The 19,941-nt window shown below is 69.8% G+C and carries 20 protein-coding genes; 2 read left to right on the top strand and 18 right to left on the bottom strand.

From position 1 onward, the window contains the following. Positions 1-8 precede the first annotated feature (8 nt). Together guaB and ACW5EG_RS08110 are read right to left on the bottom strand one after the other, a co-directional pair. Positions 9-1,466 (bottom strand): IMP dehydrogenase, encoded by a 1,458-nt coding sequence (gene guaB, locus ACW5EG_RS08105; protein WP_457021236.1) that lies wholly within the window; start codon positions 1,464-1,466, stop codon positions 9-11. A gap of 164 nt (positions 1,467-1,630) precedes the next feature. Continuing rightward, positions 1,631-2,551: a cytochrome c oxidase assembly protein gene (locus ACW5EG_RS08110; RefSeq protein WP_457021237.1), complete on the bottom strand. Its 921-nt coding sequence runs from the start codon at positions 2,549-2,551 to the stop codon at positions 1,631-1,633. 81 nt (positions 2,552-2,632) lie between these two features. On the opposite strand from ACW5EG_RS08110, the gene ACW5EG_RS08115 reads away from it, so the two are divergent. Continuing rightward, on the top strand, positions 2,633-3,148 hold the full coding sequence (locus ACW5EG_RS08115) for a CopD family protein (RefSeq protein ID WP_457018283.1): 516 nt from the start codon (positions 2,633-2,635) through the stop codon (positions 3,146-3,148). Here ACW5EG_RS08115 and ACW5EG_RS08120 read toward each other — a convergent pair. The 5 genes from ACW5EG_RS08120 to folD form a co-directional block, all read right to left on the bottom strand. Beyond that, a complete protein-coding gene (locus ACW5EG_RS08120) occupies positions 3,094-3,624 on the bottom strand; it encodes a DUF2231 domain-containing protein (protein ID WP_457018284.1) in 531 nt (176 codons plus the stop codon). The genes ACW5EG_RS08115 and ACW5EG_RS08120 overlap by 55 nt on opposite strands. An 8-nt stretch (positions 3,625-3,632) precedes the next feature. Continuing rightward, a complete protein-coding gene (locus tag ACW5EG_RS08125; protein ID WP_457021238.1) occupies positions 3,633-3,968 on the bottom strand; it encodes a hypothetical protein in 336 nt (111 codons plus the stop codon). Then, positions 3,965-6,490 carry a cytochrome c oxidase subunit I gene (ctaD, locus tag ACW5EG_RS08130; RefSeq protein WP_457021239.1) on the bottom strand — a complete coding sequence of 842 codons (2,526 nt, stop codon included), beginning with the start codon at positions 6,488-6,490 and terminating at the stop codon, positions 3,965-3,967. Before ctaD ends, ACW5EG_RS08125 begins: the two co-directional genes overlap by 4 nt. After that, complete coding sequence (gene coxB, locus ACW5EG_RS08135) at positions 6,487-7,182, bottom strand: cytochrome c oxidase subunit II (RefSeq protein WP_457021240.1); 696 nt, start codon at positions 7,180-7,182, stop codon at positions 6,487-6,489. Before coxB ends, ctaD begins: the two co-directional genes overlap by 4 nt. Before the next feature lie 142 nt (positions 7,183-7,324). Continuing rightward, positions 7,325-8,203 (bottom strand): bifunctional methylenetetrahydrofolate dehydrogenase/methenyltetrahydrofolate cyclohydrolase FolD, encoded by an 879-nt coding sequence (gene folD / locus ACW5EG_RS08140; RefSeq protein ID WP_457021241.1) that lies wholly within the window; start codon positions 8,201-8,203, stop codon positions 7,325-7,327. A 71-nt stretch (positions 8,204-8,274) separates the two neighbouring features. On the opposite strand from folD, the gene ACW5EG_RS08145 reads away from it, so the two are divergent. After that, positions 8,275-8,583, top strand: a complete 309-nt coding sequence (locus tag ACW5EG_RS08145; protein WP_457018289.1) for a DUF1244 domain-containing protein — start codon at positions 8,275-8,277, stop codon at positions 8,581-8,583. A gap of 33 nt (positions 8,584-8,616) precedes the next feature. Here the strand turns inward: ACW5EG_RS08145 and ACW5EG_RS08150 are convergent, their stop codons facing one another. From ACW5EG_RS08150 to ndk, 11 genes are all read right to left on the bottom strand, one after another. Further along, entirely contained in the window at positions 8,617-9,474 is an 858-nt protein-coding gene (locus ACW5EG_RS08150; RefSeq protein ID WP_457018290.1) for a DUF2272 domain-containing protein, read from the bottom strand. Between the two features lie 197 nt (positions 9,475-9,671). Continuing rightward, positions 9,672-10,799 (bottom strand): molybdopterin-synthase adenylyltransferase MoeB, encoded by a 1,128-nt coding sequence (gene moeB, locus ACW5EG_RS08155; RefSeq protein WP_457018291.1) that lies wholly within the window; start codon positions 10,797-10,799, stop codon positions 9,672-9,674. 143 nt (positions 10,800-10,942) lie between these two features. Next, a complete protein-coding gene (locus tag ACW5EG_RS08160) occupies positions 10,943-12,172 on the bottom strand; it encodes a molybdopterin molybdotransferase MoeA (protein WP_457021242.1) in 1,230 nt (409 codons plus the stop codon). Positions 12,173-12,175: 3 nt separating this feature from the next. Continuing rightward, positions 12,176-12,772, bottom strand: coding sequence for a molybdenum cofactor guanylyltransferase (gene mobA / locus ACW5EG_RS08165; protein WP_457018293.1), 597 nt, complete (start codon positions 12,770-12,772; stop codon positions 12,176-12,178). Between the two features lie 7 nt (positions 12,773-12,779). Then, positions 12,780-14,174: a ribosome biogenesis GTPase Der gene (gene der / locus ACW5EG_RS08170; RefSeq protein WP_457018294.1), complete on the bottom strand. Its 1,395-nt coding sequence runs from the start codon at positions 14,172-14,174 to the stop codon at positions 12,780-12,782. Positions 14,175-14,601: 427 nt separating this feature from the next. Further along, a complete protein-coding gene (gene bamB, locus ACW5EG_RS08175) occupies positions 14,602-15,828 on the bottom strand; it encodes an outer membrane protein assembly factor BamB (protein ID WP_457021243.1) in 1,227 nt (408 codons plus the stop codon). Next, on the bottom strand, positions 15,828-16,460 hold the full coding sequence (locus ACW5EG_RS08180; RefSeq protein WP_457018296.1) for a YfgM family protein: 633 nt from the start codon (positions 16,458-16,460) through the stop codon (positions 15,828-15,830). Before ACW5EG_RS08180 ends, bamB begins: the two co-directional genes overlap by 1 nt. Before the next feature lie 108 nt (positions 16,461-16,568). Beyond that, complete coding sequence (locus ACW5EG_RS08185) at positions 16,569-17,399, bottom strand: helix-turn-helix domain-containing protein (protein WP_457018297.1); 831 nt, start codon at positions 17,397-17,399, stop codon at positions 16,569-16,571. Then, positions 17,396-18,211 carry a type IV pilus biogenesis/stability protein PilW gene (locus ACW5EG_RS08190; RefSeq protein ID WP_457018298.1) on the bottom strand — a complete coding sequence of 272 codons (816 nt, stop codon included), beginning with the start codon at positions 18,209-18,211 and terminating at the stop codon, positions 17,396-17,398. The genes ACW5EG_RS08185 and ACW5EG_RS08190 overlap by 4 nt, the downstream gene beginning before the upstream one ends. Next, complete coding sequence (gene rlmN, locus ACW5EG_RS08195; protein ID WP_457018299.1) at positions 18,198-19,346, bottom strand: 23S rRNA (adenine(2503)-C(2))-methyltransferase RlmN; 1,149 nt, start codon at positions 19,344-19,346, stop codon at positions 18,198-18,200. The genes ACW5EG_RS08190 and rlmN overlap by 14 nt, the downstream gene beginning before the upstream one ends. Before the next feature lie 148 nt (positions 19,347-19,494). Next, entirely contained in the window at positions 19,495-19,920 is a 426-nt protein-coding gene (gene ndk / locus ACW5EG_RS08200; RefSeq protein ID WP_457018300.1) for a nucleoside-diphosphate kinase, read from the bottom strand. Positions 19,921-19,941 lie beyond the last annotated feature (21 nt).

The raw sequence follows: 19,941 nt of genomic DNA on the forward strand, positions 1-19,941 counted from the left end.
GGGTTGCCTCACCCCATCCGGTAGTTCGGCGGTTCCTTGGTGATCTGCACGTCGTGGACGTGGCTCTCGCGCTGGCCGGCACCGGTGGTCTTGACGAACTGCGGCTTCTTGCGCATCTCGTCGATGGACGCACAGCCGACGTAGCCCATGCTTGCGCGCAGTCCGCCGGCAAGCTGGTGGACCACCCCGCCCAGCGGGCCGCGATACGGCACGCGGCCTTCGATGCCCTCGGGCACGAGCTTGTCGGGGTCGCTCGAGTCCTGGAAATAGCGGTCCTTGCTGCCCTTCTCCATCGCGCCCAGCGAGCCCATGCCGCGGTAACTCTTGTAGCTGCGGCCCTGGAACAGTTCGGCCTCGCCAGGCGATTCCTCGGTGCCGGCGAACAGGCCGCCGATCATGATCGTCGATGCACCGGCCGCCAGCGCCTTGCCCAGGTCGCCCGAGTAGCGGATGCCGCCATCTGCGATCAGCGGGATGCGGTCCTGCAGTGCCTCGGCCACCATCGAGATCGCGGTGATCTGCGGCACGCCCACGCCGGCCACCATGCGCGTGGTGCAGATCGAGCCCGGGCCGATGCCGACCTTGACCGCATCTGCGCCCACGTCCATCAGCGCCAGCGCGGCATCGCCGGTGACGATGTTGCCGCCGATCACCTGCAGGCGCGGGAACTGCTTCTTCACCCAGGCCACGCGGTCGAGCACGCCCTGCGAGTGGCCATGCGCGGTATCGACGATCACCACGTCCACCCCGGCCGCGGCCAGCAGTTCGATGCGGTGCTCGGTGTCGCCGCCCACGCCGACCGCCGCGCCGACCAGCAGTTGCTCGTCGGGGTCATAGGCGGCATTGGGGTTGTCGGACTTCTTCTGGATGTCCTTGACGGTGATCAGCCCACGCAGTTCGAACGCGTCGTTGACCACAAGCACCTTCTCGATGCGGTGCCTGTGCAGCAGGCCGATGACCTCGTCGTCGCTCGCGCCTTCCTGCACGGTGACCAGGCGGTCCTTCTTGGTCATGATGTTGCGCACCGGGTCGTCGAGCTTCTTCTCGAAGCGCATGTCGCGCCCGGTGACGATGCCGACCAGCTGGCCGCCGTCCACCACCGGCACGCCGGAGATGTTGCGGGCGCGAGTCAGCTTGAGCACTTCGCCGATGGTGGTGTCGGGGCTGACCGTGAACGGCTCGCGGATCACGCCGGCCTCGAAGTTCTTGACCTGCTGCACTTCGCTCGCCTGGCGCTCGGCACTCATGTTCTTGTGCACGATGCCGATGCCACCGAGCTGGGCCATGGCGATGGCCAGGCGCGCCTCGGTGACCGTGTCCATCGCCGCCGAGACCACGGGCAGGTTCAGGCGCAGCGAGCGGGTGAGGTTGCTGGCGAGCGAGACGTCCTTGGGCAGGACGATGGAGTGCGCGGGGACGAGGGAAACGTCGTCGTACGTCAGTGCTTCAGCCTGGATGCGGAGCATCGGCAGTCCCGGGATCGGAGGGGAAGCGCGACATTATACCGCGCCGCGACAGGCCCGCGAGTGGTTCTTCGCGCGCGAAAAACCGGAGCGTGCGCGAGGCCCTGCGTCCGCGATCACCCGCCATCCACCCTTGCCTGCCCAGAATGGCCCCGGTGGCTTCCGCGTCAGCTGATCTGCCGCAGCCGTCCGAACTCCCGCGCCAGCAGCCAGATCGCACCAACCAGGTACGGCAGGCACGACGGCACCCACATGATCAGGCCGGCCAGCTGCTGGTCGGCCAGGACTCCCAGGCCGAGCTCGGGCGCACGTTCGGCGTAGTACGGGTACAGGCTGCGCCGCGAGAAGGTCATCAATGCGCCAAGGAAGCCCATCTGCATCATGACCACCACGATGGCGACCGCGCCGGCCAGCGCGCCTCCCGCGGCGTCATCGCGGATGCGCTGCCACAGCAGGGTCCACAGCCATAGGCCGGCGAGCAGGAAGCTGCCGTGCATCAGCCAGTGCACCGCTTCGTTGGCCAGCGCGAGTTCGAGCGCGGCCGGGCTGTGCCAGCCCCACATCACCATCACGTTGGCCAGCGTCGCCGCCGCCAGCGAGCGCAGCGGCGGGATCGCGCAGGCCTGCGCGAGGCGATGCAGGAGGCGCGACCAGTCCGGCGGCAGGGCCGCGGCCAGTGTCGCGCGCGGGCGTGCGGCCAGCAGCAGCGGCGGCGCGACCGCAAGCAGCAGCATGTGCTGCGCCATGTGCGCGGCCAGCGACCATTCGCCCAGCGCGTCGAACGGCCAGACGGTCGCAAGCAGCAGCGCCAGCACGCCGCCGCCGAACGCCGCCGCCTCGGCCACGGACACGCCGCGCCCGACATGCCCGCCGCGCCACAGGCGCCAAAGCCCGAGCACGTACAGCGAGGCGAACAGCGCAAGCGGCACAAGCAGCAGCGGCGACAGCGTCCAGGCCGTGGCCAGGCTGGGCACGCCGTGGCCGCTGTCGTGGGCGGCGGCCGGCAGCGGCGACACCGCAACGGCAACCAGTGCGGGCAGCCCTGGCCAAACGGCGGTGCGCGAGCGGCGCCCCCTGCGCCCGGGCACGTCCTGCCCCGGCAAGGAGGATGCCCGTCGCTGCGGAACGACGGATCCGCTGTATCGCCCACACCTCACAGGAGTCGCGCCATGCAGTTCTGGCTGAAGGTCGCGCACATCGCATCCATGTCGGTCTGGTTTACCGGACTGTTCCTGCTCGTGCGACTGTTCGCCGCGCGCCGTCGCGGCGAGCGCGACGGGCGGGCGGACTTCTTCAACCCGGTCGCCAACCGGCTGTTCTTCCGCGTTGCCACGCCGGCCGGCGTGCTCACCATCGCCCTGGGCATGGCCCTGATCCCATGGGTGGCGCCCGGCGCCTGGCTGATCGCCAAACTGGGCCTGGTCGCGCTGGTGGTGCTGGTGCACCTGTGGATGGGCGCGCAACTGCACGCGCTTGGCAAGGGCAAGCGGCGGCGCGGCGGCGTGCTGCCTGCCCTGCTCGGCTGGACGCCACTGTTGCTGCTGCTGGCGATCGCCGCCCTGACCGGCGCCAAGCCGCGCAGCGTGGGCGATCTTCCGCCGCCCGGGGTGCAGGCGGTCGAGGGTCCTGCTCATTCGTCCAGCGCCCGGTCTGCGGAAGACCGGCCGTCCTCGCGCTCGCGATGACCATAGACGCCGATCCCGTGCCCGAAGGTGAGCGTGCCGCCGAGCCAACCCACCACCAGCACCATGCCCGCCGTCGGCGCCGACTGCAGCAGCGCCCACCATCCGGCCGCAGCGGGGTCGGGCCAGCGCAGCCAGACGCCCATCGCCGCCAGCGCCAGCAGCATCACCCCGGCGATGAAATGGCTCCATGCCGACACGTGCCTGCGCGCCACGCGGATCAGGAACATGTCGCAGATGCCCAGCGCGGCTGCGAACAGGCCAGCGACGAGGCCCACGACATTCAGCCACCAGGCGACCTCGGCCCAGAACGTCTCGCCGCTCCACAGGTGGAGTACGTCGGCTGGCAGCAGCAGCGTCAGGCAGGCGATCGGATAGACCACCATGATCGGATGCAGCGGATGGTGCTTGATCGCCACCCGGCTCTCCACCGAGGGGCTGCGCTGTTCCGCAACCGGTTGCCTGAGCGTCTTGCGCATGCCTGTCCTCACTCGCACGGCTGCAGCAGCAGCATCGGCAAGCAGGTGAACGCCATCGCCACCAGGGCCAGCAGCGACAGCATCGCCACCACCTTCGCGGCAAACCTTTTCTCTCCCGACACCTCCGGCGCCAGCAGTTCGCGCCGCGCGTGCAGCCCGATCCACGCCACCGACGCGAACGCGGGCACGGTCGCCAGGCCCATGCCCAGCCACGCGCCCGTCACCGGCCAGCCGCGGCCGCAGGCCAGGCCCTGGATGGAATAGACCGCGACGAAATGCAGGCCCCAGACCACGAACGGGCTCGCGATCCAGCTCAGCCGCCGCTGGCGTCGCGGCGCGCTCACTGCAGCACCGGGAACAGGTGGATGACCGCCCAGCCGATCGCGGCCTGCACGATCGCATAGCGCAGGAACGCATGCGCCACGCGCCATTCCAGCGGCCGCGTCGAATCCACCAGCCGCCGCCCCACGCGCGCGGACACCTGCAGGCACAGCAGCGCCGCCACCAGCAGGTGCAGCGCGCAGAAGCCGGCCAGCGTCCAGACCACCGACGCATAGGCATGCGCCTGCGGCGCGCCGGGCGAACCCGACAGCAGCGTGACGTGGATCGCGGCGAACGCGATCGCCGCCACCGCCGCCACAATGGCTGGCACCGCGACGCGGCGGCGACGCCGCAGTCCAGCGCGCAGTGCCGCCGTCGCCGCCGCACCGCCCAGCCACGCGATCGCAAGCAGGGCCAGCGCGGCGTAGTGCATCGTGCCGGGCGCCGCGTCGCCCATCCCCGCGGGCGGCCAGGCGTCGCTGCCCAGCCAGAGGTAGAAGTAGGCAAACACCAGCGAGGCGAACAGCGATCCGACGATGAGCATCGTCACCACGATGGCCCACCATCCCGGCGCGTTGCGGCAGGCGTACTGCGAGGGCAGAACCAGGCCGTTACCCGCGTCCACCGATATCGGGCCGCCGCGCCAGCCGGTGGTCCAGGCCCAGCCGCAGAACAAGGCCAGCAGCGGCACCAGGCAGGCGGCCGCCAGCAGGTACTGGCCGGCGATGAAGCAGGCCAGCAGCACGGTGATCACGCCTGCGCAGGCTAGCGGCAGCCACGACGACCCGGACAGGAACACCACCTGCTCCGGCCGCGCCGAGACCATGCCCGTGCCCAGCAGCTCGCGTCGTCCGCGCGCGGGATCGCCCAGCAGCCCGCCTGTCCGGTTGACCCGCTCGGCCAGCCCGCGGTCGCGCCACAGCGGATACGCATCGTCCACGCTCGGCATCGAGGCGAAGTTGTAGTTGGGCACCGGCACCGGCACCGCCCACTCCAGGGTGCCCGCGTGCCAGGGATTGGCGCGCGCGCGGCGACCGTGCAGGAAGCACAGCCCCGCATCGACCAGGATCGCGACGATACCGACGGCGAGTACGAAGCTGGCGGCGGTGGAAAGCAGGTTGATCCACTCCACCCCCAGCGCCGGCGAATACGTGTACACCCGCCGCGGCATGCCGAGCAGCCCGGTCAGGTGCATCGGCACGAAGGTCAGGTGGAAGCCGATGATCACCAGCCAGAACGCCATCCGGCCGAGGCTCTCCGACGGCATCCGCCCGCTCGCCAGCGGCAGCCAGTAATACAGCCCCGCGAACAGCGGGAACATCATTCCGCCGATCAGCACGTAGTGCAGGTGCGCCACGACGAAATGCGTGTCGTGCGCCTGCCAGTCGAACGGCACGAAGGCCAGCATCACCCCGGTCAGGCCGCCCAGCACGAACACCACGAAGAAGCCGAGGATGTGCAGCATCGGCAAGCGCAGCCACGGCCGCCCCGCCCACAGCGTGGCGATCCAGGCGAAGACCTGGATCGACGTCGGGATCGCCACCGCCATGCTGGCCGCGCTGAAGAACGCCAGCGCCAGCAGCGGGATGCCGACCGCGAACATGTGGTGCACCCAAAGCCCGAAGCTGAGAAAGCCGGTGGACACCAGCGCCAGCACGATCCAGGCATAGCCCACGATCGGCCGCCGTGCGAAGGTGGGCACCAGCATCGACACCACGCCCGCGGCCGGCAGGAAGATGATGTAGACCTCGGGATGGCCGAACAGCCAGAACAGGTGCTGCCACAGCAGTGGATCCCCACCCAGTGCCGGGTCGAAGAACACGAAGCCAAACGCACGCTGCAGCTCCAGCAGGATGCTGGCCAGGATCAACGGCGGGAAGCCAAGCGCGATCATGAAAGCCATCACCAGGATCGCCCAGGCGAACAGCGGCATGCGGCGGATGTCCATGCCGGGCGCGCGGGTGAGCAGGATCGCCACGATCAACTCCACTGCCGCGGTCACCGCCGCGATCTCGGCGAAGGTCACGCCGATCAGCCAGAAGTCCGGACCCTTGCCCGGAGAGAACGTGGCATCGGTGAGCGGCACGTACATGAACCAGCCACCGTCGGGCGCCGCGTCGAACAGCAGGCTCGAGTACAGGAACAGACCGCCGAACAGGTAGCACCACCAGCCGAACGCGCTCAACCGCGGGAACGGCAGGTCGCGCGCGCCCAGCATCTTGGGCAGCAGGTACATCGCGAAGCCTTCCATGATCGGCACCGCGAACAGGAACATCATCGTCGTGCCGTGCAGGGTCACGAACTGGTTGTAGCGCTCCGGATCGAGCACGTCGGCATCGAACCAGGCCAGCTGCAGGCGGATGAACATCGACAGCAGTCCGCCGACCAGCATGAAGGCGAAGCCGGTGACGATGAAGCGCATCGCGATGGTGCCGTGGTTGACGGCGGTCAGCTGCCCGCGCAGGCCCGGCCCGTTGCTCCAGATCCTGCGCAGCGCCTCGAGCCGTTGCGCGTGCCCGTCCGCCTGTTCCACGGCCGCGCTCACCGCCGCGCGCCCGCGGTGTCATCGATCGAGTTGTCCAGCAACCAGCGTGCGTAGTCGTCCGGCGCCAGCACCGTCACCTCGAACGCCATCAGCGCATGCTCCAGGCCGCAGAATTCCGCGCACTGGCCGCGCATCGGGCCAGCCTGGTCGGCGCGCAGGCGCAGCACGTTGGTGCGGCCCGGGATCGCGTCGATCTTGCCGCCCAGGCGCGGGACCCAGAAGCTGTGGATGACATCGCTGCTGTCGACGTGGAACTCCACCATCTCGCCGAGCGGCACGGCGAGATGATCGATCGAAGCGGCAAGCGCAGTGCCATCGGCGTCGAGGTATTCGAACTCCCACTGCCACTGGCGCGCGGTGACCTGCACCACATGCCCAACCTGCGCGCTCTCGCCGGTGATGCGGTCACTGGCCAGTGTGCCGTAGACCAGCAGCGCCGACAGTAGCGAGATGGGCAGCACCACGCCGCCGGCGATGATCAAACGCCTGCCGGACGTCGTGGCAAGCCTGCGACCGCGGCGCATGGCCAACGTGGCCAGCACGAGGACCATGATCCAGGCGGCAAGCGCGCCTGCCGCCATCAGCCACCAGCTGGTGGCAATCGCGCCGGCGGCCGGCCCCGCCGGATCGAGCGCGGACTGTGGACCGGCGCAGGCGGACGCGAGCGCCGGCACACATGCTGCGCAGGCCATCCAGCCGATTGCACGTCGATAACGCTCGATGACCCCTCCCTCCCGGGGCGGCAAGCGCGCGGCCCGTGCACAGGAAAAGTCAGTCTGCCGAGCGCGCCGTGAACTCCCTGCGAGCCTGCTCGCCGCCGGACAGGCGCAACGATCAGCCGCAGAGGGCTTGGCTCGCTTCCCCGGCCTCGGTGGCCTCAATCGTGTTCTGCATCAGCGTGGCCACGGTCATCGGGCCGACGCCGCCGGGTACCGGCGTGATCCAACTCGCGCGCTGCGCGGCCGGCGCGAATTCGACATCGCCGGTAAGGCGGCCATCGTCGAGGCGGTTGATGCCCACGTCGATCACCACCGCGCCCGGCTTCACCCACTCGCCCGGGATCAGACCCGGCCGGCCCACCGCCACCACCAGGATATCGGCCTCGCCCACGTGCCGCTGCAGTTCGTCGCGCGGGGTGAACTTGTGACAGCTGGTGACCGTGCAGCCGGCGATCAGCAGCTCCAGCGCCATCGGCCGGCCGACGTGGTTACTCACGCCGACGATGGTCGCGCTGCGCCCGCGCACGGGCTGGTCGGTGTAGGCCAGCAGCGTGGTGATGCCGCGCGGCGTGCAGGGACGCAGGCCGAACTGGCGTAGCGCCAGATGGCCGACGTTCTCGGGGTGGAAGCCGTCCACGTCCTTGCGCGGGTCGATGCGATGGATCAGGCGCGTCGCATCGGCGATGCCCGGCAGCGGCAGCTGCACGAGGATGCCGTGCACGGCCGGATCGGCGTTGAGCCGGTCGATCAGGTCCAGCAGTTCGGTTTCGCTGGTGCCGGCGGGAAGATCGTAGTCGAGGGCGCGGATGCCGACCTTCTCGGCCGCCCGGCGCTTGTTGCGCACGTAGGACTGCGAGGCCGGATCGCCGCCGACCAGCACCACGGCCAGCCCCGGACGCGGCAGGTTGGCTGCCACGCGCGCGTCGACGCGCAGGCGCAGTTCGTCGAGCAGTGAATCGGCGATGCGCTTGCCATCGAGGATGCGTGCGGTCATGCCGTCATGGAGGCCGGAAACGGGAACGCGTATTGTCTCACGTCATCCCCGCACGCCGCCAAGGAGCGCCCATGCAGCCCAGCACCGACGACACCGTCCATATCGAGGCCGCCGTCTTCCGCCGCCTGCGCGAGCACCTGCTGCAGCAGCGGCCGGACGTGCAGAACATCGACCTGATGATCCTTGCCGGCTTCTGCCGCAACTGCCTGGCCGACTGGTATCGCGATGCGGCGCAGGCGCGCGGGATCGAGATGGACAAGGACGAGGCGCGCGCCACCGTGTACGGCGAGCCCTTCGCGCAATGGAAGGCGCGACACCAGCGCGAAGCGACCCCCGCACAGCTGGCCGCCTTCGAAGCCGCGCGCCAGCGCCACGGCTGACCCGCCGCAACGGCGTCGGCGCGGCGCGACAGCTTATTCCTGCGCCGGACTGGCGGGCACCGGCGCTGGCGGCGCCGCGACCGGTTCAGGACCGACCCGCAGCCCGGCGAGCTCGCCTGCCGGACGCAGTTGCAGGAGCACCGACCAGTCCTGGCGGTTGAGGTCGCAGACGTGGCGGCTCTCGGGCGTGCACTCCGGATCGGCGGCGGTGCGCATGGGCAGCGCGGCGAAGCGCCCGCCCGGGCTCAGCGGCAGTTCGCGCATGGCGACGGTGTCCAACACATTACCGCCGACCAGGTGGGCGTACTGCACGCGCTCGCGGATGGACGTGCCGACCACGATGTCGCAGTGCATGCCCAGGCCCGGCTCGTTGCCGCTGAGCACGTTGGCCAGTTCGCCGAACCCGTACATGCGGGAGCCGCCGCGCACGCTGCACAGCATGTCGCCCACCGCGACCTTGCCCGACTCCGGGTTCGACACGCGGTAGGGGCTGAGGAAGGGTTCGCGGTAGGCGCGCCGTACGTAGCCCAGGTGGCTCGCGGATCCACCGAAGCCCGGCAGTCCCGCGCGCTGCATCACCCAGGACACGAACGCGGCCGACCACGGCGTGTCCAAGACGAAGGTCCGGCACGACGGCTCGGGCACGTCGCCATAGGCGCAGTCGCCGGCGCCTGCCTGCCACAGCAGCCCGCTGCCGCGCCAGTACTCGATCACCCGCTGCCAGGCCGGCTGCCCGTTCGCCAGCCGCGTGCGCTGGGCCTCGCGCACGCTCACCACGCCCACCCGTCCATCGGTCTCGATGAAAGGCCGGTACCAGATTCGGTGCTCTTCGCAGGCCGCGGCGGCGATCCGGCCAGGCACGTCGTCCGCGGCCGGCGTGGCCAGGCGCATGCAGGGATCCGAGGCCTGCGCCGGTAAGGACGGCAGCCCGCACAGCAGCAACAGCAGTAAGGCGATTCGCGGCAAGAGGTCACCTGCACCTGGTAGAAAGGCGCCGTCCGGACCGATCGCATACTCCCCACTGGTCCCCGCGGCGCCACCGACGCTAGCACAGGGTTGTGCAGGCGGCGTCGCCGTGCCGCTTCGGCTCAGCCAGCGCAGAATGCCGCGTAGTCGATATAACCGGGGAAGGTCGCGCCCGGCGCGCACAGCGGGCAGTCCGGATCGGGCGCAAGCCGGGTTTCGCGGAAGCGCATGGACAGTGCGTCGAAATGCAGCAGTCGCCCGCTCAGCGGCTCGCCGATATGCAGCAGCAGCTTGAGCGCCTCGGTCGCCTGCAGCATGCCGATCACGCCCGGCAGCACGCCAAGCACGCCGACCTCGCTGCAGTTGGGCGCGGACCCGGCGGGCGGCGGCTCCGGGAACAGGCAGCGATAGCAAGGCATGCGGCCGCGCTCGCGCCCGGCATCGAACACGCTCACCTGGCCCTCGAAGCGGTGCACGGCGCCGTACACCAGCGGCTTGCGCAGGTGCACGCAGGCGTCGTTGAGCAGGTAGCGCACGGGGAAGTTGTCGCCGCCGTCGACCACCACATCCGCCTCGCCAATCAGCTGCTCGACGTTGGCCGAGTCCAGCCGCGCGACCATCGGCTCGATCGAGATCCGCGGGTTGAGCGCGGACAGCCGCGTCTGCGCCGACTCGACCTTGGCCACGCCGATGTCGGCATCGGTGTGCAGGATCTGGCGCTGCAGGTTGCTGCGGTCGACCACGTCGTCATCGATCAGGCGCAGTTGCCCCACCCCGGCTGCGGCCAGGTAGAAGGCCGCCGGCGAGCCCAGGCCGCCCGCACCGACCACGACGACGTTGGCCGCCTCGAGCCTGCGCTGGCCGCGGGCGCCGATCTCCGGTAGCCGCAGGTGGCGCGAGTAGCGTTCGTGGAAGTCCTGGTCGACCGTGCCCGCGGGCCGCGTCAGCGGAAACCCTTCGGCCTGCCACATCAGGGTGCCGCCGCGCACCGAGAACACGCGCTGGTAGCCGCGGCGCAGCAGTTGTTCGGCAGCCAGCATCGAGCGCCCGCCGGTCTGGCAGATCAGCACGATCTCGGCGTCCGGCCCGGGCAGGTACTGGTGGGGCGCGGCTTCCAGTTCGTCGCGCGCGACGCCCAATGCGCCCTGGGCCATGCCCAGCTCGCGCTCGTGATCGTCGCGCACGTCCACCAGCACGGCGCCCTGGGCGAGCCGGTAGCTGGCGTCGCGTGGGGTGATCTCCTTGGCCATGGGTCGATTATCGCCCCGGGAAGGCTGGAGTGGCCGCATGGTGCGGATCGCTGCGTTCAGGGACGAGGCGCCGGCGCCCCCACCCCTCCCCTCCCCCGCAAGCGGATGAGGGAGAAAGCGACCGCGCCGGCCCATCAAAGGCCTCAGTAAAGCAGCACCTCGACGACGCTGCCGGCGGCGTACTCGCGCTCGCCTTCTTCCAGCACCATCAGCGCGTCGGCATCGGCGGCCGCGCGCATGCGATGGGAGCCATCGGCCGGGTCCGGCTCGATCAGCAGAACGCCATCCTCACCGCTCAGCAACCGCCCGCGCAGGAATTCCCGACGCTCGTGGCGCTTGCACCATGGCGAGGACAGCCGCGCACGCCAGGACTTGCGCGGCGCCCTGCCCTGCAGCCCGTCCAGCAGCGGCCGCGCAAGCGCCAGGCAAGTGGCCAGCACCGACACCGGGTTGCCCGGCAGGCACAGGAACAGCGCCGGCCCGAGCGTGCCGCCGTCGGCGAACAGCGCCGGCATGCCGGGCCGCATCCGCAGCTTCCAGAAATGCACGCTGCCGCGCCGCTGCAGCAGCGCCGGAAGCAGGTCCTTTTCGCCGGCCGACACGCCGCCGCAGGTCAGCACCACGTCGAAGGCTTCGCCGGCATGGCGCAGGGCCGATTCGATCGCGGCGCCATCGTCGGGCAAGGTCGGCCAGGCCACCGGCTCCAGGCCCTCGGCGCGCAGCAGACCCATCAACAGTTCGCGGTTGGAGTTGTAGACCTGGCCATGCGCCAGCGGCATGCCGGGTTCGACCAGTTCGTCGCCGGTGGAAAACACCGCGACGGTCGGCCGCCGCGCGACCTCGAGCGAATCGATGCCCTGCGCAGCCAGCAGCGCGACGCGGGCCGGGCCGAGCACCTCGCCAGCCAAGGCCAGCAGGTCGCCTGCAACCACATCCTCGCCGCGGCGCCGCACGTTGCGACCAGCCGCGACCGGCCCAAGGATGCGCACGCAATCCCCTTCGACGACCGCACGCTCTTTCATCACCACCGTGTCCGCGCCCGGCGGCAGCGGCGCTCCCGTGGTGATCCGCGCGCACTCGCCGGGCCCGACTTCGACCACCGTAGCCGGACCTGCGAACTGTTCGCCACGCGGGGTGAGGATGGTCTCGCCGTCGGCGGCCAGGTCGGCGTGGCGCAGCGCAAAGCCGTCCATCGCCGAATTGTCGAAGGCCGGCATCGCCATCGAGGCGACCACATCGCCTGCCAGCACGCGTCCATGTGCCCGCGCGATGGCGACCCGCTCGTTCGGCATGCGGCGCTGTTCTGCAATGCGCGCGATGATCGCGCGCGCCTCGGCGTAGCTGATGTGGCTGGGAAAGTCGTGGTTGGCCATGCTTCAGTGCGTGTCGATGCCGGCCGCGCGCAGGTCGTCGGGCGTGTTGAGGTTGCCGAAGCGTACCCCCGCGAAGTGGACCACGGCCATGTCCAGCCGCAGCTGCAGCGCCTGCACGGCGAGCGTGCCGCCGCGCAGCGCCGCGCTGGCAGCGTCCCGCAACGCGTCCACGCGCCAGAGTGCGACCAGCGGCTGCAGGCCCGATTCGTCCTGTGCACGGGCGCCATTGGCGGCAGCGGCGGAAACCAGCGTGCGCAGCAGGCAGTCGTTGGCATCGACCAGGTCGACCGGAAGGGTCAGCAGCCACGGCGTGCGGCAGGCAGCAGCCAGCGCATCGAGGCCGCCCAGCGGGCCCGCGTCTTCGATGCGATCGGGAACGGCCTCGATCCCGGCCTGCGCGTAGCGCGGCAGTTCACGGTTCGCGCTCACCAGCACAGCCCCGGTTTCCGCGCCAAACCGCTGCGCCAGGCGCACGACCTGTGCGACGCCCTCGCGCTGCAGCCAGGCCTTGTCGCGGCCGCCCAGGCGCGTGGCGCGCCCGCCGGCCAGGATGCCCAGGGTGATGTGCTCCCGCGCGATGGCGTCGGGCCGGACGGTCACGCCAGGCCTACCTGCCGCGCTTGACGTGGCGGATCAGGCGCTTCCTCTTCGCCACCTGGCGCACGCTGAGCACGTTTTTCTTGTCCTTGTACGGGTTGTCGCCTTCCTTGAACACGAAGCGCACCGGCGTGCCGACCAGCTTGAAGCGCTTGCGGAAGAAGTTCTCCAGGTAGCGCGAGTACGTCGCCGGCAGCGACTTCAGGCGCGAGCCGTGGACGATGAAGGTCGGCGGGTTCTCGCCGCCCGGGTGCGCGAATCGCAGCTTCGGCGCGTGCCCGCGCACCACCGGCGGCGGACTGGCCTCGTAGGCGATCTCGAGCGCGCGGGTGACCTCGGAAGTGCTGAACTGACGCGTGGCCGAGGCATGGGCGCGGTGGATCGCGCCGAACAGCTCGCGCAGGCCCGAGCCATGCTTGGCGCTGATGCGCACCGCCTCGGCCCAGGACACGAAGGTAAGCTTGCGCGACAGCAGCGATTCGGTCTGCTCGCGCTGGTAGGTGCTGAGCCCGTCCCACTTGTTGACCGCGACCACCAGCGCGCGACCGGCGTCGAGTACCGCGCCGAGCACGGCCGCGTCCTGGTCGGTCACGCCTTCGACGGCGTCGATCATGATCACCGCGACCTGGCATTCCTCGATCGCCTGCAGGGTCTTGATGATCGAAAACTTCTCGATCACCTCCTCGACCCTGCCCTTGCGGCGCAGGCCGGCGGTATCGATCAGGCGATAGCTGCGACCGTCGCGCTCCAGGTCGACCGAGATCGAATCGCGCGTCGTGCCCGGCACGTCGGACGCGATCATGCGCTCCTCGCCGAGGATGCGGTTGACCAGGGTCGACTTGCCCACGTTGGGCCGTCCGACGAAGGCCACGCGCACGCGGCCCGCGTCTTCGTCTGGTTCTTCGCGATCAGCCGGCAGGCGCTCGAGCACCGTATCGAGCAGTTCGTCGATGCCCTGGCGATGCGCGGACGACACCGCAAAGCTGTCGGCAAAACCGAAGCGCGCGAACTCGGCTAGCGCGGCGCGCGCGTCCAGGCCATCGGTCTTGTTGACCACCAGCAGCACCGGGCGCGCGGTCTTGCGCAGCCACTGCAGGATCTCGTCGTCCAGTGCGGACGCGCCCTCGCGGCCGTCCACCACGAACAGCACCAGGTCGGCCTCGGCGGCGGCGGCACGCGCCTGGCGGGCCGTCGCGCCGGCAAGGCCTTCCTCTTCACCGGCAATGCCGCCGGTGTCGATGACCACGAACGGCCGCGCATCGTCCAGGCGGCAGACGCCGTAATGACGGTCGCGGGTGACGCCGGGCTGGTCATGCACCAGCGCGTCACGGGTGCGCGTCAAGGCATTGAACAGCGTCGACTTGCCGACATTGGGGCGGCCCACGAGGGCGACGGAGGAGAGCATGTTGAGCCGTTCAGGAGGAGCGAATGGAAAGCCGGGGATGCCGCAGCGCAGCGCGCGCCGCCACGGGCCAGCCTGCTGTGCGCCCACTGCGAGGGCGACCGGACTGCAAAGCGTAACCTGCCCACGCCCCCGGCGCAGCGCCGGTGCGGGCCGGCTGGATCGTTGGATGCCGCTGCGACTCCAGCCGCGACAGCGATTCGACCTGGCCAGGCGCCTGTCGCCGCCCGAAGCCGCCACCGGTCTGCCGACCGCCCGGTGCCCTGCAGGCAGCGGCTTCAGCCGTGATCAGACCTTCCGATCGCGCCTGAAGGCGCTCCAGTCGGCGCCGGGTAAGGGGATACCCCGGGTTGTAAATGCAGCTCCAGCCGCGCGCGGGACCTGCCGTGACGGCAACCCGCCGCGCGTCAGCGTCTCCGCCCGCGCCGAATCAATCGATCCGCCAAGCCGTCAGGTCGCCCTTCACGTTCTGCACCACCAGGATGCCGTCAGACACCACGGGCGCGCCCTTGATGGCTGCGCGACCGGCGCGTTCACGGGCGGCGAACTCGCCGCTGTCCAGGCGCAGCCAGTGCAGGTAGCCGTCCAGATCGCCGACCACCGCGTAGTCGCCGTGCACCGCCACGCCGCCCACGTTGCGTCGCGCCAGGCCAGCCTGTTCCCAGGCCGGATTGCCGGAGCTGCGGTCCAGGCCCCAGACGGTGCCGTTGCGGTCGGACACCAGCACCTTGTCGACCGACAGGCCCGGTTGCGACGAGCCGCCGCGATCGCTGACCCAGATCGGACGGCCGCTGGGCGCGTCGATGGCCATGGTCGACTGTTTGTAGCTGCTGGCATACAGCACGGTGCCATCGAGCACCGGCGAGCCGTCGATGTCGGCCATGCGGTCGAGCTCGGTGCGGCCATCGGGCTGCGCGATCGGCAGGTCCCACACCTGGCGGCCGTCGGACAGCGACAGCGCGGCCAGGGTACCGTCGTCGTTGCCGATGAATACGAAGCCCGGGCCGAGCACCGGGCCGTCGTTGCCGCGCACCGTCAGCGACGGCAGTTCGCGCGTCCAGAACCAGCGGCGCTCGCCGCTGGCTGCGTCGAATGCGCTCAGCCGGCCGTCGTTGGAGCGCACGAACACCATCCCCTGCCCGATCACGGGCGCGGCGATCACTTCGTTGGGCACCTTGGCCTGCCAGCGCTCGGCGCCGGTGGCTGCGTCCAGCGCCACCACTTCGCCGTCGAGGCTGCCGACCACGACCAGGCCATCGCCGGCGCCGGGGCCACCGCTCAGGCGCAGATCCGAATCGTGATGCCAGACGGAGGCCCCGCTCTGCAGGTCGAACGCGCGCACGCCGCCACGCACCGCCGCGGCATACACGCGGCCGTCGGCGATGACCGGGCCCTGGCCCACGCCGAGTTGGTCCTCGCCCTTGCCGGCGCTGGCCGACCACAGGCGCGATGCACTTGCCGAAGGCGTGAACTCGACCAGTTCGGCCGGCTCCGCCGCGCGCTTGGCGCGCGCCTTCTCGCCGTCGCCGCCAAACCAGCCCTTGATGGTGCCGCAGCCGGCGAGCATGACGACACAGGCGACCACGGCGAACGTGCGGCCACCGCGCGACCACGCGCCCGGTTGCGCGAGCGCTGGCGAATTGTGTTCCGGCTTCATCAGGATGGAGTCCCAGTCGTTTCCGGCGAGCCGCCGGTCTGCGTCAATTTCAGTTCAAGCAGCCTGCGCTGCGGCGCGGCCGGATCCAGCTTGCGCAATGCCTGTTCGTAATCCTGGCGGGCCTGGTCGACCTCGCCCTTGGCATGCCGTGCGTCGCCGCGGGTTTCGAGCGCGGCCGGGTCTTCGGCATCGGCCAGCAGGGCCAGCGCTTCGTCGGCCTTGTCCGCATCGATCAGCAGGCGCGCAAGGCGATGTTCGATCACTGCGGCCAGAGCCGGTTCCTCACTGCCGGCGGCACGCAGGGTCGCGATCGCCTCTTCCTGCTCGCCGGCTTCGACCTGGGCCTTGGCCAGGTCCAGAGCGACCAGCGGCGCGTAGGCGGTGCCGGCCAGTGCAGCGGAGAGTTCCTTGGCCTTGTCGCGATCGCCTGCCTTGAGGGTTTCGACCACGCTGCTGTAGGACTCGCCCAGGGCCACGCGCTTGTCGTGGGCCTCCTGGATCCACCAGCGGCCGCCCCAGATCAGGGCCAGGCCGAGCGCGAGGCCACCAAGCAGGCCCAAGCTGTTCTGCTTGAGCCAGCTGCGGACTCGTTCGCCTTGTTCGTGCTCGTCGAGCAGTTCATCCAACGCCATCGTGTGCTGCCATGAGGTCCTGTCCGCGGCCGATGGCGGGACAAGCGGAGCGATCGGGAACACCCGGCGTCTGGACCGGGCGCGCATTCCACCAGATCTGTCGCGGCGCTAGTGGCCGGCCGGCTGGATGGAGCCGTCAGAGGATACCGTAAAGCGCGCGACGTTCGCTCGCTGGAAGCCGGCCAGATCCTGAATGTTGCCGTCGCCGCGCACTTCCACCGCACCGGCGTTGCCGAGCACGACGCGGCCCACTTCGCCCTTGTTGTAGTCGCGACGTTCGCCGGCCTTGAGCAGTCCGCGCTCGAGCGCCTGGCCGTCGGCACCGAAGATTTCCACCCAGCTGTCGGCGGTGAACCGCAGCGAAAGCGACGGGGCCGGTTCGGCCGGCTTTGCAGCGCGTGGCGGCAGCGACGTCATCGACGCCACCAGCGGGCGCGGCCCGTCCTCCACGCGAGTGGCGGGCACCGGACCGGCCGGCTCGGCGCTGGCGCCGGGCGGCAGGTCCAGCGATGCGTCGATGCGGATCTGCGAATCCAGGTGCGAGCGCGTCGCCATCCACGCCGGCACCGCGATCAGTGCGGTGATGACGATGTAGACCATGCGACCCATCATCCGGTCGAGCGTGCGTCGCAGCGGCGGGGTAAAGGTACGCGGCTCCAGGCGGGCCGGTTCGATCGGCACCGACGCCGAAGCGGCGGGCAAGTCCTCGTCGATGCGCACGCCCAGCAGGCGCGCGTAGCTGCGCAGCTGTCCGCGGACGAAGACCGGGGCATCGAGCCGGTCCCAGTTTCCCGATTCGAGCGATTCCACCACCCGCATCGGCATTTTCAGGCGCTGCGCCACGTCGGCCACCCCAAGGCCGGCCGCCTCGCGCGCCTGGCGCAAGCGTTCCCCCTGGCCGCGGTCAATCTGGCCAGTCTTCTGGTCGGACGACGTCATGGTTGCGTACTGCCCCCTGGGATCGTGTTCCGTGCCTGCGGAAACTCCGTCCTCAGGCGCTGAACATAGCGAGTGGCGGCGACGGTGTCGCCGAGTTGTTCTTCAATCCGTGACGCCAGTTCGAGTGTAGCGGGTGTGACGGGGGCTGCTGCAAGCCTGCGCTCGGAAAAAGCGCGCGCCTCGAGGTGGCGGCCTTCGCGGAAGGCATGTGCAGCCATGCTCTCGAGGGCGACGGCGTTGCGCGGGTCGAGCTCGAGCGCGGCGCGCAGGTCGCGCTCCACGCGGTCATGCTCGCCCGCGCGCGCGGCGCAGGCGCCGGCATTGGCCAGCGCGCCAGCCTTGTCCCGGTAACGCGGGTCGCTCACGGCGTCGTCGAACCAGCGCAGCGACTCCTGCGCGCGGTCGTTGCCGCACAGCCATGCGCCGTAATTGTTGTAGGTGACGCCCGACGGACCCAGCCGCGCGGCCTCGGCGTAATGGCTGCCGGCCAATTCATACCGTCCCTGGTGGCTGGCCACCAGCGCCATCATGGTATGCGGCCCGGGCTGCGAGGCGTCCGCCTTGAGCGCCGCTTTCGCGGCCACCGCCGCGGCTTCGAGTTCGCCTGCGCGCAGGTGCCGGTCCGCAACCGAGACCTGGAGCCGGGCCTCCTGACGCGCCTTGCTCTCCTTCGTTTCCTTGAAGGTGTACTCCTGGGCGAGCCGCTCGGTACCCCTGCGTTCGGCGCTGGGCTTGACGAAGGTGAGCCGCGAACAGCCGCCGGCCAGCACCGCCGCCGCAACGGCGAGCAGGCATGACTCACGCAGTCGCATCGTTGCCCCCGGCTTCCAGCCGCTTGCGGAATTCCGCCTGGCGCCGGGTGCGGTCCATCACCTGGCCCTTGAGCTGGCCGCAGGCGGCATCGATGTCGTCGCCGCGGGTGCGGCGCACCGGCGCGATGCGGCCGGCGTCGTTGAGCAGCTTCTGGAAGCGGCGGATCGCCGTGTCGTCCGGACGCTGGAAGCGCGTGCCCGGGAACGGATTGAACGGGATCAGGTTGACCTTGGCCGCGTCCTTCATCTGCACCCGGTTGTCGAAGTCGCGCATCAGCCCGACCAGCTCGCGCGCATGCCCGGGCTGGTCGTTGACGTCCTTCATCAGCGTGTATTCGAAGGTCACCGAGGCGCCGCGCTTGCGCTGCGCATAGCGCACGCAGGAGTCCATGAGTACGGCGATCGGATACTTCTTGTTGAGCGGCACCAGCTCGGTGCGCAGCTCGTCATTGGGCGCGTGCAGCGAGACCGCCAGCGACACGTCGCTGACCTCGCCCAGACGGTCGATCATCGGCACCACGCCGGCGGTCGACAGGGTCACGCGCTTGTTGGCCAGGCCGTAACCCAGGTCGTCGCGCATCACGCTCATCGCGCGCACGACGTTGTCGAAGTTCATGAGCGGCTCGCCCATGCCCATCATCACCACGTTGGTCAGCTTGCGCTGCTTGTGCGGCACGTTGCCCAGGTGTCGCGCCGCGGTCCACACCTGACCGACGATCTCGGCGGTGGACAGGTTGCGGTTGAAGCCCTGGGTCGCCGTGGAACAAAACTGGCAGTTCAGCGCGCAGCCCACCTGCGAGGACACGCACAGCGTGCCGCGTCCCTTGTCCGGGATGAAGACGGCTTCGATGGCGTTGCTGCCGTCCATCGCCAGCAGCCACTTGTGGGTGCCGTCGGTGGATGGCTTCTCGAACTGGACCTGCTGCACGCGCACTTCCGCGTGCGCGTGCAGCTTGGCGCGCAACGCCTTGCCCAGGTCGGTCATCTGCTCGAAATCGGTGACGTACCGATGGTGGATCCACTTCATCACCTGATGCGCGCGGAAACGCTTCTCGCCGAGCGTGTCGGCAAAAAAGTGCTCCAGCCCCTCGCGATCGAGGTCCAGGAGATTCTGTTTGGTAGTTGTTTCCGTCACGGGTGAGGCATCAGGTCAGGAGCATCTGCCACGGATCGACGCGGATTGCACGGATAGAGCGAAAGGCAGCGGAACGAGAAACACATCCTCACTTCCAGCGCGTTTGCTTTATCCGTGTGCATCCGCGTAATCCGTGGCAAACAAGAAATCAACGCGCGTAGACGTCGGTCGACGGGAAGAAGTACGCGATCTCCACCGCTGCGGTTTCGGCCGCATCCGAACCGTGCACCGCGTTGGCGTCGATGCTGTCGGCGAAGTCTGCGCGGATCGTGCCCGGCGCGGCGTCCTTGGGATTGGTGGCCCCCATCAGTTCGCGGTTCTTGGCAATCGCGCCCTCGCCCTCGAGCGCCTGGATCATCACCGGGCCGCTGATCATGAACTCGACCAGCGCGTTGAAGAACGGACGCTCGCGGTGCACCGCGTAGAAGCCTTCAGCCTCCTTGCGCGAGAGCTGCTTCATTTTCGAAGCGACGACCTTCAGGCCGCCCTTCTCGAAGCGGGAATAGATTTCGCCGATGACGTTCTTGGCAACGGCATCGGGCTTGATGATCGACAGGGTGCGCTCCAGCGCCATTGTTGCTCTCCGGGCAGGGCC

Source organism: Luteimonas sp. A611 (assembly GCF_054072715.1).